Source organism: Streptomyces niveiscabiei (genome assembly GCF_001419795.1).
In the GTDB taxonomy this organism is placed as follows: Bacteria; Actinomycetota; Actinomycetes; order Streptomycetales; family Streptomycetaceae; genus Streptomyces; species Streptomyces niveiscabiei.
Map to the genome: position 1 here is coordinate 1 of NZ_LIRL01000186.1, position 13,913 is coordinate 13,913.

Genomic DNA, 13,913 nt, shown 5'->3' on the forward strand with positions numbered 1-13,913 from the left:
TTGTCCTGGGCGGTTGTTGTGAGGGCTGTGCCGTCGCCGGTGAAGTCGATTGTTCGGGTTTTTGTCGAGGTGGTGGTGGGCTGGGGGAGGGTTTTTGCCGGGCCTGGGCTTGTGTAGTCGAGGAGGGTGATCGTGCCGGTGTCGGAGAGGAGGGCGAGGCGTTCGCCGGTGGGGGCGAACTTGGCTGTGGCTGTGCTGGGGAAGGCGCGCTCGGGGCCGTGTCGGCTCAGTCCTGTGTCGCCGCGCGGAGCAGTTCGTCCAACGCCCCGTCGATGGCGTGCGGTTGGGGTCTGCCGGAGGTGTCGAGGCGGTTCCACCGCTGGAGGTTGACCGCGACCGCCAGTTGCCGTCCGCCGTCCGCGCGGGTCATGGCCAGCGTTCCGCCGCCCCAGACGGTGCCGCCGTGTCCCCAGTACGTGGCACCGGGGACCTCCGTCGGATACAGGCCGAGGCCGTACTCGATCACCTTGCCCTCCTGGGAGACGACCGGGACGGTCCGCTGCATCTCCGCCAGGGACTCCTGACTGACGACCTCTCCCGCGAGGAGCTTGGCGTAGAAGCGGTTGACGTCCGAGAGAGTCGATATCAGCGAGGCCGAGGGGCCCACCCAGGACATGTCGATGACGCTGTAGTCGCGGGGCGGGTCGATCATGCCGAACCAGGACTCGTAGAGCCGCGAGTGCGGGCCCTCGATGTGCGGGTCCGTGGGGAACCCCGTATCCCGCAGGCCGGCGCGTCCGATGACATGCTGGGTGATGTACGCCTCGGCCGTCACCCCTGTCACGTGCTCCAACAACTGCCCCAGCAGCAGGTAGTTGGTGTTGGAGTACACCCCCGGCGCCCCTCCCGGCGTACAGACCGCGGGTGCGGTGACGCCCATCTCGATCAGGTCGAGGGGGTCGAAGCGGGTGAACCGGTGGTCGTCCAGGCTCCGGGGGCTGGTGTCCGCGAGGACGGGATACGGGCTCAACGAGGGGTAGGCGTACGGGAGATACTCCGCGAGGCCGCTGGTGTGGTTGATCAGCATCCGTACGGTGATGGCGTCACCGCGCTCCTCCGGGACCAGCTTCGGCAGGTAGCGGCCGATCGGGGCGTCGAGATCGACGGTGCCGTGCTCGACCTGCTGGAGCACCGCCGCCGCGGTGAAGGTCTTCGTGGTGCTGCCGACGCGGTGGCGCAGGTCGGGGGTGACGGGGCGGCCGGTCTCGACGTCGGCGACTCCGGCGGCACCGCGCCAGACCTGGTCACCGTCCCGCACCTCGGCGAAGACGCCGGGTACGCCTGCGCGGTGGACGGCGTCGAGGGCCGCGTCCAACTCGGCTGAATTCAGGGGGTTCTTCACGTCGAAGGTCCTTTCGCATGCCTGGCCCGGACTGACGCCACCATTATGCACGCGGTGCGTGCAACACCAAGTGCATAAGTTAGGCTGCCATCGACCGAGCCGCAGCGACACGCTGGCGAGAGGGGCACGATGGCAGGCCGGAAGCGTTGGTCGACCGACGAGATCCTGGACGTGGCAGCGGAGTTGCTGCGCACGAGCGACCCGGACTCCTTCAGCCTGCGCAAGCTCGCCGCCACCCTCGGGACCGACTCCTCCAGCCTCTACCGGCACTTCCGCAACAAGACGGAGCTGCTGCGCGCGGTCGCCGACCGCATCCTCCTCGCCGCCATGGACGGCCACCGCACCGACGGCGACTGGAAACAACGCCTCACCGCGCTCGCGCTGCGACTGCGCGACGCCTTCGGGAACCAGCCCGAACTCGCCACGGTCTGGGGGCGGTACGCATCGAGCGGCACCGGATCCCGCCTGGTCATGGAGGAAGTTCTCCAAGCACTCCGCGCGGCCGGCCTCCCGGACGAGGAGATCCCGGCCCGCTACCACCGGCTCGCCGTCCTCATCGCCTCCCTCATCGCCTCCGAGGCCGGCGCGATCACCACCGAGGAGCGGGAACAGGGCCTCGAACTGTTCCGCGTGGCCGTCCTGGGCGCCGACCCCGAACACTTCCCCGCCCTCTCCCACTTCGCCCGCGAAATCCGCCCCCTCGGCACGGACCGCACCGCCGCGTTCGAGGAAATCCTCGCGGCGCACTTGGCGCAGATCGAGGCCGCGACCCGTTAGGGGCTGCCCGGCGGATCCGGGCGGGGCCGGCGACGAGCGGGGACCGCAGGGGCCACTGCCACGCCGGGCCGGGGTCGCGGGGCTGCCGCCGAGTCGGGAGATCAGCAGGGAACGTGACATCTGGTGCCGTCTGATGCTTCGCGATGACATTCTGGCTGATCAGAGCACATACAGCGGACTGTCCAATGCTGGCCAGCAAAGACGGCGGCGGCCGACGCCGTGATGCACGCGGCCGTGATCATCGCCGAGTATTGCGGCTGTAGGGCGAGACCGGCATGAACGTCCTCTGGTCCGCCGCCACCATCAAGATCATCGGCTCGGGGATCGACGACACCGACTTCGCCGACCGGCTCAGCAGGCAGGTCGGTGACCACGACGTCCAGACCACATCGGTATCGACCAGCGACAGCAGCAAATCCACCTCGGTGAGCACGCGCACCAAACGAGCCCTGCCACCCGGCGCGATCCACACGCTCCCCAAGGGCAAGGCACTGCTCCTGGCCACACCTGATCCGCCCGCCCCTCCACGAAGTCCTCAACCTCGCGAACCACCTCGCCGAAACCTGACCGAACCGCAGAAGGCCGCCCCACCCCGATCCGGCAGGGGCAGCCTTGGCGTACGCCCGTCTCCGAGGGACGGTCATTTTTAGGCTCACCGGTGACGGTGGATTTCGGGTCCTTCTACGTCCGGCCCTTCGTGCTGAGCCCAGGTGCTGAAGGAAGAACGGAATGCCGGTGCGGCACACGGCAGGAGTGTGTCCTTCCCGCCTCAGGTGATAGACGCCTCCAGACTGCCGTCCCACCAGGCGCAGAACCGTCGGGTTCGCAGGTCAAGGTCGATGCCACGGCGCGTCGGCACGGAGCCGCAGAGAATACGTCGGCCGGGCGCCGGGGACCAGGCCGAGGTAGTCGTGCCCGGTCAGGTGGCACCACGCTGGCAGGTCGAGCGGGGCAGCCGGATCTGTGGCGATGACGTGGACGACGGTGCCGGGTGCGGCGGCGTCGATCTCTGTGCGGAGGCGGAGCAGGAGGGCAACACAGAGGAGACCGGTGCCGTCGACGGTGATGCCGGGGGCGGGGTTCATCGGCGGTACGCCGTCGCGGCGACGGCGGGCAGGAGGGCGAGGGCGAGGATTCCGCCGGTGAGGGCGAGGATGGGATAGCTGGACGCAGCGACGACGAGCCCGGAGGATATTCCGCCGGTGGCTCCCGCGATGGCGATGGAGACGTCGACCATGCCCTGGGTCCTGGCGCGGGTGGCGAGGGGGACGGTGTCGGTGATGATCGCGGTGCCGGAGACCAGGCCGAAGTTCCAGCCGAGGCCGAGCAGGGCCAGCGCGAGGGCGAGGAGGGCGACGGAGTCGCCGGGTGCGACGGCGGCGAGGATCCCGGCGGCCAGGAGGGTGAGGCCGGACGCGGCGGCGATCTTCATGGGCCCGTGGCGGTCGACGAGCCATCCGGCGAACGGGGAGGGCAGGTACATGGCGCCGATGTGGATGGCGATGACGAGGCCGGAGGCGGCCGTGCCGTGGCCGTGGTCGTGCATGTGGACCGGGGTCATCGTCATGATCGCGACCATGACGAGCTGGGTGAGGATCATGACGAGGGCACCCAGAACGACACTCCCGTGTCCGTCTCCTGGATCGGCGGCGGCGTCGGTGGCGGCCGTGCCGGTCACGACGTCGGCTTCCTTCGCCTCGGCGAGGGTGCGGGCCAGGAGCAGCGGGTCGGGCCGCAGCCACAGGGCAAGAACGAGGGCGGCCAGCGCGTAGGCGGCGCCGGAGAGGATGAAGGGTCCGGCGAGGTTCGGGATGCCGAGGTGCTCGGCGAAGTCGCCCATGGGTGCGGCGAGGTTGGGGCCCGCGACGCCGCCGAGGGTGGTGGCGACCAGGACGGTGGAGACGGCGCGGGCGCGGTGGCCGGGTGGGGCGAGGTCGGCTCCGGCGTAGCGGGCCTGGAGGTTGGTGGCGGTGCCGGCGCCGTAGACGAACAGGGCGAGGAAGAGCAGGACGGGGTTGTCGAGGACGGCGGCGGTGATGACGGCGGCTGAGCCTATGGCGCCGGTGAGGTAGCCGGCGGCGAGTCCGGGGCGCCGGCCCCGGGCCTGGGAGACACGGCCGACGGCGACGGCGGCGAGAGCGGACCCGGCGGTGAACAGGGCGCTGGGCAGTCCGGCGAGGATGGTGGAGCCGAGCATGTCCTGCGCGAGGAGGGCGCCGACCGTCACTCCGGCGGCGAGTCCGGCGCCGCTGAGGATCTGGGAGGCGACCAGGACGCGCAGGATGCGGCGCTGCGTCTGGGCGGGGTCGGGTATGTGAGCTGTCGGGCCGGCGGGTGCGGTGGCGGTCATGGTCTCTTCCGGGAGCAGGGCAGGCATGGTGGCGCACCGGCCGGTACGGGGGCCAGTGCGCTCGGGTCGGGTGGTGCGTCAGGCGGCGTCGAGGGCCTGGGCAAGGTCGACAATCAGGTCGGCCGCGTCCTCCAGGCCGACGGACGCGCGGATCATGCCGTCGGTGATGCCGCGCCGGGCACGTTCGGCCGGGTCGAGGCCGTGGTGGGTGGTGGTGATCGGCTGGGTGACCAGGGACTCCACGCCGCCGAGGCTGGGTGCGATGGCGAACAGCGTCAGTCGGTCCACCACCGCCGCGGTTCCGGCCGCGTCCGCGTCGAGGACTGCGCTGAGCATGCCGCCGCCCGCGCGCATCTGCGCGTCGACGATCCGCTTCTGCTCGCCGGTGGCCAGTCCCGGGTAGTGGACGCGGGCCACGCGCGGGTGCGTCTGGAGGAAGGCGGCGACGGCCGCGGCGGTGTCGTTCTGCGCACGGACCCGCACGGGCAGGGAGCGCAGGGACCGCGCGAGGAGGAACGCGGTCTCCGGGGCGATCATCTGGCCGAGGTTCTTGCGCCACAGGGCGACGGGCGCAAGGAGTTCGGCGGGGCCGGTGAGGACCCCGGCGGTGAGGTCGTAGTGCCCGCCGAGGTACTTGGTCGCGGAGTGTACGACCAGGTCCGCGCCGAGGGCGAGGGGGTTCTGGTTCACCGGGGTAGCGAAGGTGTTGTCCACCACGGTCAACGCCCCCACCGTACGGGCCCGTTCGGCGATGGCGGTGATGTCGAAGACCGTGAGGGTGGGGTTGGCGGGGGTCTCGAAGAACACGATCCGGGTGCGGCCGGTCAGGACGTCCGGGAGCCGGTCGGTCTCGTCGGCGCGCAGGAAGGTGGTGGCGATGCCGAGCCGGGGAAGGTTGTCGCCGAGGAGTTCGAAGGTGGCGGCTTCGGCCGCCATGCCGGAGGAGAAGGCGAGGGCCCGTTCACCGCCTTCGAGGTCGGCGAGTTTGGTCTCGGTGGAGCGGATGGTGGGGTTGGGGCCGTAGCGGGTGTAGAGGTTGCCGCTCTTGCGGCCTTCGACGACGTCGAGGAGGTCGGCCGTGGTGTCGAACGCGAAGGTGGAGTGGTTGTAGAGGGGGGTGTGGACGGCACCCTCGGTGTCGCGGCGTTCGCCGGCGTGGACGCTGCGGGTGGACAGTCCGTGCTCGGTCATGCCGCTCCAGTTGTGGCCGCGCGGATCAGGGCCGTCGCCGCCGTCTCGATGTCCGCCGGGGTCGTCCAGCGGCCCGGGGAGAGCCGCACCGCACCGAGGGCGCGGGCCGGGTCGAGACCCATGGCGGTCAGGACGGGGGAAGGGGTGCGGGTGCCGCTGTGGCAGGCCGAGCCGGTGGAGGCCGCGATCTCGGGGGTGGCTGCGAGGAGTTCGTGGCCGAGGCAGCCGTCGATGCTGACGTTGAGCGTGTTGGGCAGACGCTCGTGCTCCGGGCCGTTGAGGTGGACGCGGCCCGGCAGTCCGGACGCCAGCCGCCGGTGGAGGTCGTCGCGCAGGGCGGTGAGCCGGCCGGTGGCGTTCTCCTCGGCGGCCAGCCGGGCGGCCGTGCCGAGGGCGACGGCCAGGGCGACGTTCTCCGTGCCCGCGCGCAGGCCGCGTTCCTGTCCGCCGCCGGGGACGACGGGTTCCAGGGCGACGCCGTCGCGCACGTACAGGGCGGCGGTGCCCTTCGGCGCGTACATCTTGTGCCCGACCACGGTCAGCAGGTCCACGCCGAGTTCGCGGACGTCGAGCGGGACCTTCCCGGCGGCCTGGGCGGCGTCTGAGTGGAAGAGTGCTCCGAACTCGCGGGAGAGGGAGACCAGTTCGGTGATGGGCTGGAGGGTGCCGGTCTCGTTGTTGGCGGCCATCACCGAGACCAGGGCCGTGTCCTCGTCCAGCGCGTCGGCGAGCGCGGCCGGGTCGACCAAGCCGTCGCCGTCGACCGGGAGGACGGTGACGCGTACGCCGTGCAGCCGCTCCAGGGTCCGGCAGGTCTCCAGGACGGCCGGGTGCTCGGTGACCTGTGTGATCACGTGCCGCCGGGAGGAGGCGAGGACCGCGCCGCGTACGGCGAGCAGGTCGGCCTCGGAGCCGGAGCCGGTGAACACGATCTCCTCGGCACGGGCACCGATCAGCGCGCCGACCTCGCTCCGGGCACGCGCGAGGGCTGCCTTCGGCTCGGCGCCGTAGGCGTGTCCGCTGGAGGGGTTGCCGAAGAACTCCGTCAGGTACGGCGCCATCGTCTCGGCGACGCGCGGATCGACCGGAGTGGTGGCGTTGTAGTCGAGGTAGACCGGCCCGCCCGCCAGCCCTGGATGTCCGCCGGTCACGCCGACTCCTCGACTTCGACGGGCAGTTCGGCCAGCCGCCACTCCAGCATCCCGTCGTTAAGGCGGATCGCCCGGCGCCCCCGGTCGGTGAGCAGGCGTACGGCGTCGTAGGCCAGCACGCAGTACTCCCCCCGGCAGTAGACGACGATCTCCGTCTCCTCGGGCAACTCGCCGATCCGCTCGGCCAGTTGACCGACCGGGATGGACAGGGCGCCCGGGATGTGCCCGGCGAGGTACTCCTCGGCCGGCCGCACGTCCAGCACCACGGCGTCTCCGGCAGCCACCCGCGCGCGCAGTTCCTCACGGCCGACCTCGGTGGCGCCGTCCTCGCCGAGGTAGGCGTCCCGGGCGGGCGGTACGGCGGCCTGGTGGGTCTCGGCGACCTTACGCAGCAGCGCGAAGAGCTGGGCGACGTCATCGCCGGCCAGCCGGTAGTGGACGCGCACACCCTCGCGACGGGTGGCGACGAACCCGGCCTGCTTGAGGGTCTGGAGGTGCGCGGACGCGGTGGTCAGGTTCAGTCCTGCGGCTTTGGCGAGCGCGTCGACGGTGCGTTCCCCCTGGGCCAGCAGGTCCAGCAGTTCCAGGCGTTTTCCGCTGGCCAGCGCCTTGCCGCTGGTCGCGAACGCGTCGTACAGCCGAGTCTTCGCCGCGGTCTTCGTGTTCTCCGACATAACATCCTCCATAAATCCATGGATTATTGTAATTGAGTCTGCGGGGTGTGGCCACACACCCCCGTCACAGAATCCTGGAGGGCACCGTGGGCTTCGCGGACGACCACCTCATCCCGCTCGTCGACGAGGGACTGGGCAACAGCGCCTACCTCGTCGACCTGGGCGACAGCCGTGCTCTTGCCGTGGACGCGAGCCGGGACCTGCGGTCCCTGAGGGCGGCAGCGGACCGGCGTGCAGGTGCGTGTCGCCTTCGCCGCCGACACGCACCTGCACGCCGACTTCCTCTCCTGCGCCGTCCAACTCGGCCACGACGCCGGCGCGACCGTACTGGCCTCCGCCGGCGGCCGGCGTTCCTTCGAGCACCGGGGCCTGGCGGACGGCGACGAGGCCGACCTGGGCGGGCTGACCCTGCGGGCACTCGCCACCCCCGGCCACACCGACGAGCATCTGTCCTTCCTCCTGCTCGACGACGGCCGGGAACTCGGGGTGTTCACCGGCGGCTCGCTGATCGTGGACTCCGCCGCCCGCACCGACCTGCTGGGCGCCGATCGCACCGAGGAACTCTCCCGCGCCCAGTACCGCTCGCTCCAGCGGCTGGCCGGACTCCCGGACACCACCCCGGTGTGGCCCACCCACGGCGCCGGCTCCTTCTGCTCCGCCCCGCCCGGCAGCGAACGCACCACAACCATCGGCGCGCAGAAGCGGACCAGCCCTCTGCTCGCCGCGCCGGACGAGGACACCTTCGTCGAGCTGCTCACAGCTCAACTGGGCAGCTACCCCGCCTACTTCGACCGCCTTGCCGAGGCCAACCGCCGCGGCCCCGCCGTCCTGACCGGTACCCCCGCGCTGCCCGCGCTCGACGCCGGACGGGTCAAGGCCCTGCTCGCCGACGGAGGCCAGGCCGTCGACATCCGCCCGGCGGCCGACTACGGGGCCGGCCACATCCCCGGCTCCCTCTCCATCCCGCTGCGCGGCCAGTTCGCGACCTGGCTGGGCTGGCTGCTGCCCGACAGCATTCCGATCGTCCTCGTCACGGGCGAGGGCCAGGACCTCGCCGAGGCCGTCTGGCAGTCGTGCAAAATCGGCCACGAGCGGCTCGCCGGACACCTCTCAGGCGGCATGACCGCCTGGCTCGCCGACGGCAACCCGCAACGGACCACGGCGTTCCTCACCCCCGACCGCGCCGGCGACCGTCCCTACGTCGACGTCCGCCAGGGCGCAGAGTTCGCCGCCGGACATGTTCCCGGCGCGCTGAGCATCGAACTCGGCGGCCTCGCCGCCGCTGCCGTCGACCCTCCCGAGGGAGCGATCGTCGCCTGCGGGCACGGCGAGCGCGGTATGACCGCCGCCAGCATCCTGGAGCGCGCCGGTCGCACCGACGTCGCCGTCCTCGACGGCGGAGCGGCCGACTACGCCGCCGCGCACGGCGAGCAGCTCGTCCGGAAAGCCGGTGACACCGCCTCGTGAACGCCGCGACCCCGCTCCCGCGGTCCGAGGCGCACGGCCGTCCCGTGCGCCTCGGACTGCGGGAGAACCGGACCCAGTTCATCCTGCTCGTCGTCGTCAACATCTGCGTCGGCGGCCTGGTCGGCCTGGAGCGCACCACCGTTCCGCTCATCGGCTCCGAGACCTTCGGCCTCACCAGCGACCTCGCCGTCTTCTCCTTCATCATCGCCTTCGGCCTCACCAAGGCGTTCACCAACCTCGCCGCCGGAGCCCTCACCGCGCGCTTCCGGCGCAGGCAACTCCTGCTCGTGGGCTGGCTGCTGGGCATACCTGTGCCGTTCGCGCTGGCCTGGGCGCCCTCCTGGAGCTGGATCGTCGCCGCGAACGTCCTGCTCGGCGTCAACCAGGGCCTGACCTGGTCGATGACCGTCAACATGAAGATCGACCTCGTCGGCCCCGCCCGCCGGGGCCTGGCCACCGGCCTCAACGAGGCCGCCGGCTACACCGCCGTCGGCGTCACCGCCCTGCTCACCGGCTACCTCGCCACCAGCCACGGCCTGCGCCCGCTGCCCGAACTCCTCGGCGTCGTCTTCGTCGCCGCCGGTCTCGCGCTCACTTTCGTCGTCCGCGACACTGCCGCGCACGCCGCCCTCGAACTCGCGGGCCACGCCCAGCCGTTGCCCAGCGATGAGGACACCGGCCTCAGGGCCACCTTCACCCGTACCTCCTGGCACCACCGCTCCTTGCGTGGCGCCAGCCAGGCCGGCCTGGTCAACAACCTCAACGACGGCCTCACCTGGGGCGTCTTCCCCCTCCTGTTCACCGACCACGGCCTCGGCCTCGGCGCGGTCGGCCTCATCAAGGGCCTCTACCCGATCCTGTGGGGCCTCGGCCAGATCCCCACCGGCCACCTCGCCGACCGGATCGGCCGCAAACCCCTCATCGTGTACGGGATGCTCGTGCAGGCCGCCGGCTTCGTCCTCGCCCTCGCCCTGCTCGACCACCCCCTGCTCGCCGGGATCGTGTCCGCGGTCTTCCTCGGCCTGGGCACCGCCCTGGTCTACCCGGCCCTCATCGCCTCCGTCTCCGACCACGCCCACCCCGCCTGGCGCGCCAACGCCCTGGGCACCTACCGCTTCTGGCGGGACATCGGATACGCGGCCGGTGCCCTCGTCGCGGGCATCCTCGCCGACGCCCTCGGCCTGAACGCCACCGTCATCGCCGCCGCCGTCCTCACCGCCGTCTCCGGACTCCTCGCCGCACGCTGGATCACCGAGGACCGTCCCGACGTGAAATCTCCGGGGTAGGAGCACATATACGGGAGCGGGTCCGGACGGCGTCCGCCTTTCACGCAGCCCCCATCGGTGGTATGAGGACAGTCGCCCGCCCACCGATCCCGCAGAGGTACGGCTTTCTTGTCCGTCGCCGTCGGCCTCAGCGTGATGCTGGCCGGCGGGGCACTCAAGGAGATGGTCGCCATGATCGCCGTGGCGTACGGGCCCTGGGCACTCATCGGTTTCGATCTCGTGGCCCTTGTCGGGTGGTCGCGGATCGAGCTGCGTGACCACACTCCGGCCCAGATCGCCGCCTGGCATGTTGCCCGCCCTCACGTCCCAGAACCTGAGGAGTCACCGCTGGGTAGGGTCGAGAGATACACCGATCAAGAGGGGCGGTCTCATGGCGAGCGAGGTCGTGGTCGCGCAGACGACCATCGATGACGAGGAGTTGGCGACGGCATTGGCGCGGGGCGCGGTCGAGAGGCGGTTGGCGGCCGGGGCGCACATCGATCCGCCGTTGACCGCCGTGTACTGGTGGAAGGGCGAGATCGAGACCACCCGGGAGTGGCGGGTCTCGTACAAGACGACCGCCGAGCGGTTGCCAGCGCTTGCGACCTGGGTTCACGTACAGCACAGCTACGAGGTCCCGGAGTGGGTCGTCTTCGAGGTGGACGGCGGGTCCGAGGCGTACCTGTCGTGGGTCGGCGAGCAGACGTCCGCGTAGCGTCAGGCTGCGAACTGGAGCAGGTGGTGGGCGAGTTCGCGTTCTGCTACGACCCCTTCACGCTGTACGCCAGCGGCCGGATCGAGGGGTTCACCAACCCCAACGCCGTCCTCGCCGGGATCATCGGCATGGGCAAGAGCGCCCTCGCCAAGTCCATCGCGACGCGGGCCATCGCCCACGGCTACCGCATCTACGTGCCCTGCGATCCGAAGGGGGGAGTGGACGGCGGTCACCCGGGCCCTGGGCGGACAGACCATCGCCCTCGGCCCCGGCCTGCCCGGACGTCTCAACCCCCTGGACGCTCCCGCCCGTCCGGCCGGCGTCGCCCCCGAGGACTGGGCGGCCGAAGTCCGCAAGCGCCGCCCGCTCCTCGTCGCCGGCCTGGCCCGCCCCGTGCTGAAGCGGAACCTGCGCCCCGCCGAGCACACCGCCCTCGACCTCGCCACCGCGGATGCCGCCTACGGCGGGACGGTGCCGCTGCTCGGGGACATCGCCGCCGTCCTGGGCACCCCGCACCGCCTGAAGGCGGCCCTCGACGGGCCGGTCCCGGCCGGAGCCGACGACCTCACCCACGCCCTGCGCCGCCTCGTGCACGGCGACCTGTCGGGGATGTTCGACGCGCCCTCCACCGCCGTCTTCGACCCGGCCACGCCGATGCTGCCGATCGCCCTCTCCCACCTGGGCGGCGCCGGCGACGACACCGCGCTCGTCCTCGCGATGGCCTGCGCCTCGGCGTGGATGGAGGCCGCGCTCGCCGACCCGGCGGGCGGACACCGTTGGGTGATCTATGACGAGGCGTGGCGGGTGATGCGCCATGTCGGGCTGCTGGAGCGGATGCAGGCCCAGTGGAAGTTCTCCCGGGGTCTGGGGATCGCCAACTTGATGGTCATCCATCGGTTGTCGGACCTCCTGTCGGCCGGTGACGCAGGATCACGCGGCCGGGTCCTGGCCGAGGGACTCCTCGCGGACTGCTCCACCCGGATCATCTACCGCCAGAAACCCGACCAACTCGCCGCCACAGCCTCCCTGTTGGACCTGACCGGCGTCGAGACCCAGGCCACCTCCGTCCTCACCACAGGGCGCAGCCTGTGGAAAGTCGCCGGACGCTCCTTCACCCAGCACCTCCCCCACCCCGCCGAACGCCGACTGTTCGACACCGACTCCCACATGGGGACAAACAGTGCCGTGTTCAGTCCGGCTGACGGTTCTTCAGTTCCTGTGCGCTGCGGGGAGTGACAGCAGTGGTTCTGCGTGGGGGCACGGGCTCCTGGTCCAGGCCTGTCCCCTGTACTCCGCCCGAGGACGCGGAGAATGGCGCCTCGCACCAGCACCGCCCGACGACCAGCTCGACCACAGGGCCGGACATCCGTGCATCGCCGCCGACGGGAACGACCGTCTCGCCACGGCCCGGACCGAGGAGTTCACCGGCCTGTTCGACGAAGCCGTCACCGGGGTCTTCGGCACGGTGGCCCACCTGCACCAGATACACGAAACCGCCTCCGAGCAGTGCCGCACCCGAAGTACCCGAAGCAGCGCGTCCGAGCTGGACACCATCGCTTCCCAGCTGGCCGACCTCGGCGAGGAACTTGATCTCGTCGCCGAGAGCATCGATCACGAGATCCGCCGCCAGTTGGACCGAGCGACAGCAGCGGCCCGCCGCTCACCGGCGGCGTCAGGCAGGGGAGCTTCTCCGAATTTCCGCGACGCTCCAGTTACGGCCCTGCCGTCCGCCGCGCACGCACTGCCACGTTCACGGTGAGCCCCCGTACAGAGACAGGAGACGCCCTTGTCCGCCGCTGGGGAATGCCCCCTTTCAAGCGGCCTGCCCAGAGATCGACGATCATGGTGGTGCTGCGCTGTCGGGCAGCGGGTGGGGAGTTCGTCGAATGTGAGGAGTTGACGTGCCGAACTTGATCAGGCGGCAGGAGGCGGCCATCGAGATCGACTACGGGGCCTGGGCCTTGCAAGACTGGGATGACACACAGGTTCCGGTTCTCTTCCCCGGCGGATTCGAACCAGGTGCCCTTCTCACTGCCCGCCCAGGGCGCCTGGACTTCACCAGCGCTGGGCACACACATACTGCTGGCCTGACGGTGGAGGTCTGGGATGCCGAGCCGACCGCTCCTTCCGGAGAATGGGAGGAGACAGCCGAGGCGAGCATCCACTGTTCATCGGGCAGACTGCGAGCTCGAAGCATGGCCGGCGGGCCGATGCCCGGCAGTATCGAGTTGTCGGACGGGCCGGGCACATGGAAGGTACGCGTGGTGAGCACGGGCCGCAGTCAGGTTGCCGAACTCACCGCATGCGGTGTGCCCAAGGAGGTGGAGCAGTACATCGCACAATTCTGGCGGAGGGCATAGAAGTGCAGGCCGGACGTCAGCTGATCTGAGCCAGGAATCCGTCGTCCGGCCCGTCGATCAGCCTGTTCAGGTCGCATAACTGGGCCAGAAGATTGCCGCCGACCCCATTACTCGTTTTACGAATGGGCTGCATGCTGAATTTTATGGGGTCCTGGCGAAATTCGCGCTCTGAACCTAGTCTCCGATGAAGTACAGGTATCCCGATTTACGGATGGCCAGTCGAGCCCCGTCGAGGACCTGCTGGATTTTCGGCGTTACCTCGCTGGGCGGGAGAGCCTCCAGCTCTTCTACGAATCTGCGCAACTGATACGAGTTGAACATTGTCTGCCCGTACTGCATTACGCCACGCCGCAGACTGGTCTCTGGAGCCTGCCGACACATGGCGCCGAATGAATCTTCGGCGTCATCGCTGATGCACTCCAGCTCGTCGCGTCTGACATCCTTGACATATATGTCGAGGCCCATTGCACGATTCCTTCCCGGGCTAGGGGATGGGGAACATTGTGGTTTCATCGCCGTACTTGCTGCAGACCAGCATGATTCTACTGGTGGCCTGTGCGCCTTGCTCTGCCGAGGTGACCCCTAGTTCGTCGGTCAGTCATTGAGGGTTTTCAGCGGTGC

The 13,913-nt window shown here is 70.3% G+C and carries 13 protein-coding genes and 2 pseudogenes; 7 read left to right on the forward strand and 8 right to left on the reverse strand.

The annotated features are described in order from the left end of the window. Positions 1-226: 226 nt before the first annotated feature. Positions 227-1,342 (reverse strand): serine hydrolase domain-containing protein, encoded by a 1,116-nt coding sequence (locus AOK24_RS10330; protein ID WP_055719762.1) that lies wholly within the window; start codon positions 1,340-1,342, stop codon positions 227-229. Positions 1,343-1,471: 129 nt separating this feature from the next. Between AOK24_RS10330 and AOK24_RS10335 the strand changes: the two genes are divergently transcribed. Both AOK24_RS10335 and AOK24_RS50430 read left to right on the forward strand, forming a co-directional pair. Beyond that, the gene (locus AOK24_RS10335; RefSeq protein WP_055719763.1) at positions 1,472-2,119 is read left to right on the forward strand and encodes a TetR/AcrR family transcriptional regulator; all 648 of its coding nucleotides are present in this window, start codon (positions 1,472-1,474) and stop codon (positions 2,117-2,119) included. Between the two features lie 263 nt (positions 2,120-2,382). Next, a pseudogene (locus AOK24_RS50430) lies at positions 2,383-2,625 on the forward strand (TraM recognition domain-containing protein); the annotation flags it as partial. 324 nt (positions 2,626-2,949) lie between these two features. Here the strand turns inward: AOK24_RS50430 and AOK24_RS10345 are convergent. From AOK24_RS10345 to AOK24_RS10365, 5 genes are all read right to left on the reverse strand, one after another. Continuing rightward, on the reverse strand, positions 2,950-3,204 hold the full coding sequence (locus AOK24_RS10345; RefSeq protein WP_055719765.1) for a sulfurtransferase TusA family protein: 255 nt from the start codon (positions 3,202-3,204) through the stop codon (positions 2,950-2,952). After that, complete coding sequence (locus AOK24_RS10350) at positions 3,201-4,469, reverse strand: MFS transporter (RefSeq protein ID WP_055719766.1); 1,269 nt, start codon at positions 4,467-4,469, stop codon at positions 3,201-3,203. The genes AOK24_RS10345 and AOK24_RS10350 overlap by 4 nt, the downstream gene beginning before the upstream one ends. 78 nt (positions 4,470-4,547) lie before the next feature. Beyond that, positions 4,548-5,660 carry a trans-sulfuration enzyme family protein gene (locus AOK24_RS10355; protein WP_055719767.1) on the reverse strand — a complete coding sequence of 371 codons (1,113 nt, stop codon included), beginning with the start codon at positions 5,658-5,660 and terminating at the stop codon, positions 4,548-4,550. Then, the gene (locus AOK24_RS10360; RefSeq protein WP_055719768.1) at positions 5,657-6,811 is read right to left on the reverse strand and encodes a cysteine desulfurase family protein; all 1,155 of its coding nucleotides are present in this window, start codon (positions 6,809-6,811) and stop codon (positions 5,657-5,659) included. The genes AOK24_RS10355 and AOK24_RS10360 overlap by 4 nt, the downstream gene beginning before the upstream one ends. After that, positions 6,808-7,485 carry an ArsR/SmtB family transcription factor gene (locus AOK24_RS10365; protein ID WP_055719769.1) on the reverse strand — a complete coding sequence of 226 codons (678 nt, stop codon included), beginning with the start codon at positions 7,483-7,485 and terminating at the stop codon, positions 6,808-6,810. Before AOK24_RS10365 ends, AOK24_RS10360 begins: the two co-directional genes overlap by 4 nt. A 231-nt stretch (positions 7,486-7,716) precedes the next feature. Between AOK24_RS10365 and AOK24_RS10370 the strand changes: the two genes are divergently transcribed. From AOK24_RS10370 to AOK24_RS10385, 4 genes and pseudogenes are all read left to right on the forward strand, one after another. Continuing rightward, a complete protein-coding gene (locus tag AOK24_RS10370) occupies positions 7,717-8,952 on the forward strand; it encodes a rhodanese-like domain-containing protein (protein WP_240553775.1) in 1,236 nt (411 codons plus the stop codon). 44 nt (positions 8,953-8,996) lie between these two features. Next, the gene (locus tag AOK24_RS10375) at positions 8,997-10,238 is read left to right on the forward strand and encodes an MFS transporter (RefSeq protein ID WP_240553777.1); all 1,242 of its coding nucleotides are present in this window, start codon (positions 8,997-8,999) and stop codon (positions 10,236-10,238) included. A 370-nt stretch (positions 10,239-10,608) separates the two neighbouring features. Continuing rightward, the gene (cutA, locus tag AOK24_RS10380) at positions 10,609-10,932 is read left to right on the forward strand and encodes a divalent-cation tolerance protein CutA (RefSeq protein WP_055719771.1); all 324 of its coding nucleotides are present in this window, start codon (positions 10,609-10,611) and stop codon (positions 10,930-10,932) included. Between the two features lie 23 nt (positions 10,933-10,955). Continuing rightward, positions 10,956-12,168: pseudogene (locus AOK24_RS10385) on the forward strand (ATP-binding protein); the annotation flags it as partial. Here AOK24_RS10385 and AOK24_RS48415 read toward each other — a convergent pair. Further along, a complete protein-coding gene (locus tag AOK24_RS48415) occupies positions 12,122-12,547 on the reverse strand; it encodes a hypothetical protein (RefSeq protein WP_159051836.1) in 426 nt (141 codons plus the stop codon). The pseudogene AOK24_RS10385 and the gene AOK24_RS48415 sit on opposite strands and share 47 nt — an antisense overlap. Positions 12,548-12,833: 286 nt before the next feature. Here AOK24_RS48415 and AOK24_RS10390 point away from each other — a divergent pair, with 286 nt between their 5' ends. Further along, the gene (locus AOK24_RS10390) at positions 12,834-13,292 is read left to right on the forward strand and encodes a hypothetical protein (protein ID WP_055719772.1); all 459 of its coding nucleotides are present in this window, start codon (positions 12,834-12,836) and stop codon (positions 13,290-13,292) included. A 174-nt stretch (positions 13,293-13,466) separates the two neighbouring features. Here AOK24_RS10390 and AOK24_RS10395 read toward each other — a convergent pair whose 3' ends face one another. Then, on the reverse strand, positions 13,467-13,757 hold the full coding sequence (locus AOK24_RS10395; protein ID WP_055719773.1) for a hypothetical protein: 291 nt from the start codon (positions 13,755-13,757) through the stop codon (positions 13,467-13,469). Between the last annotated feature and the right edge of the window lie 156 nt (positions 13,758-13,913).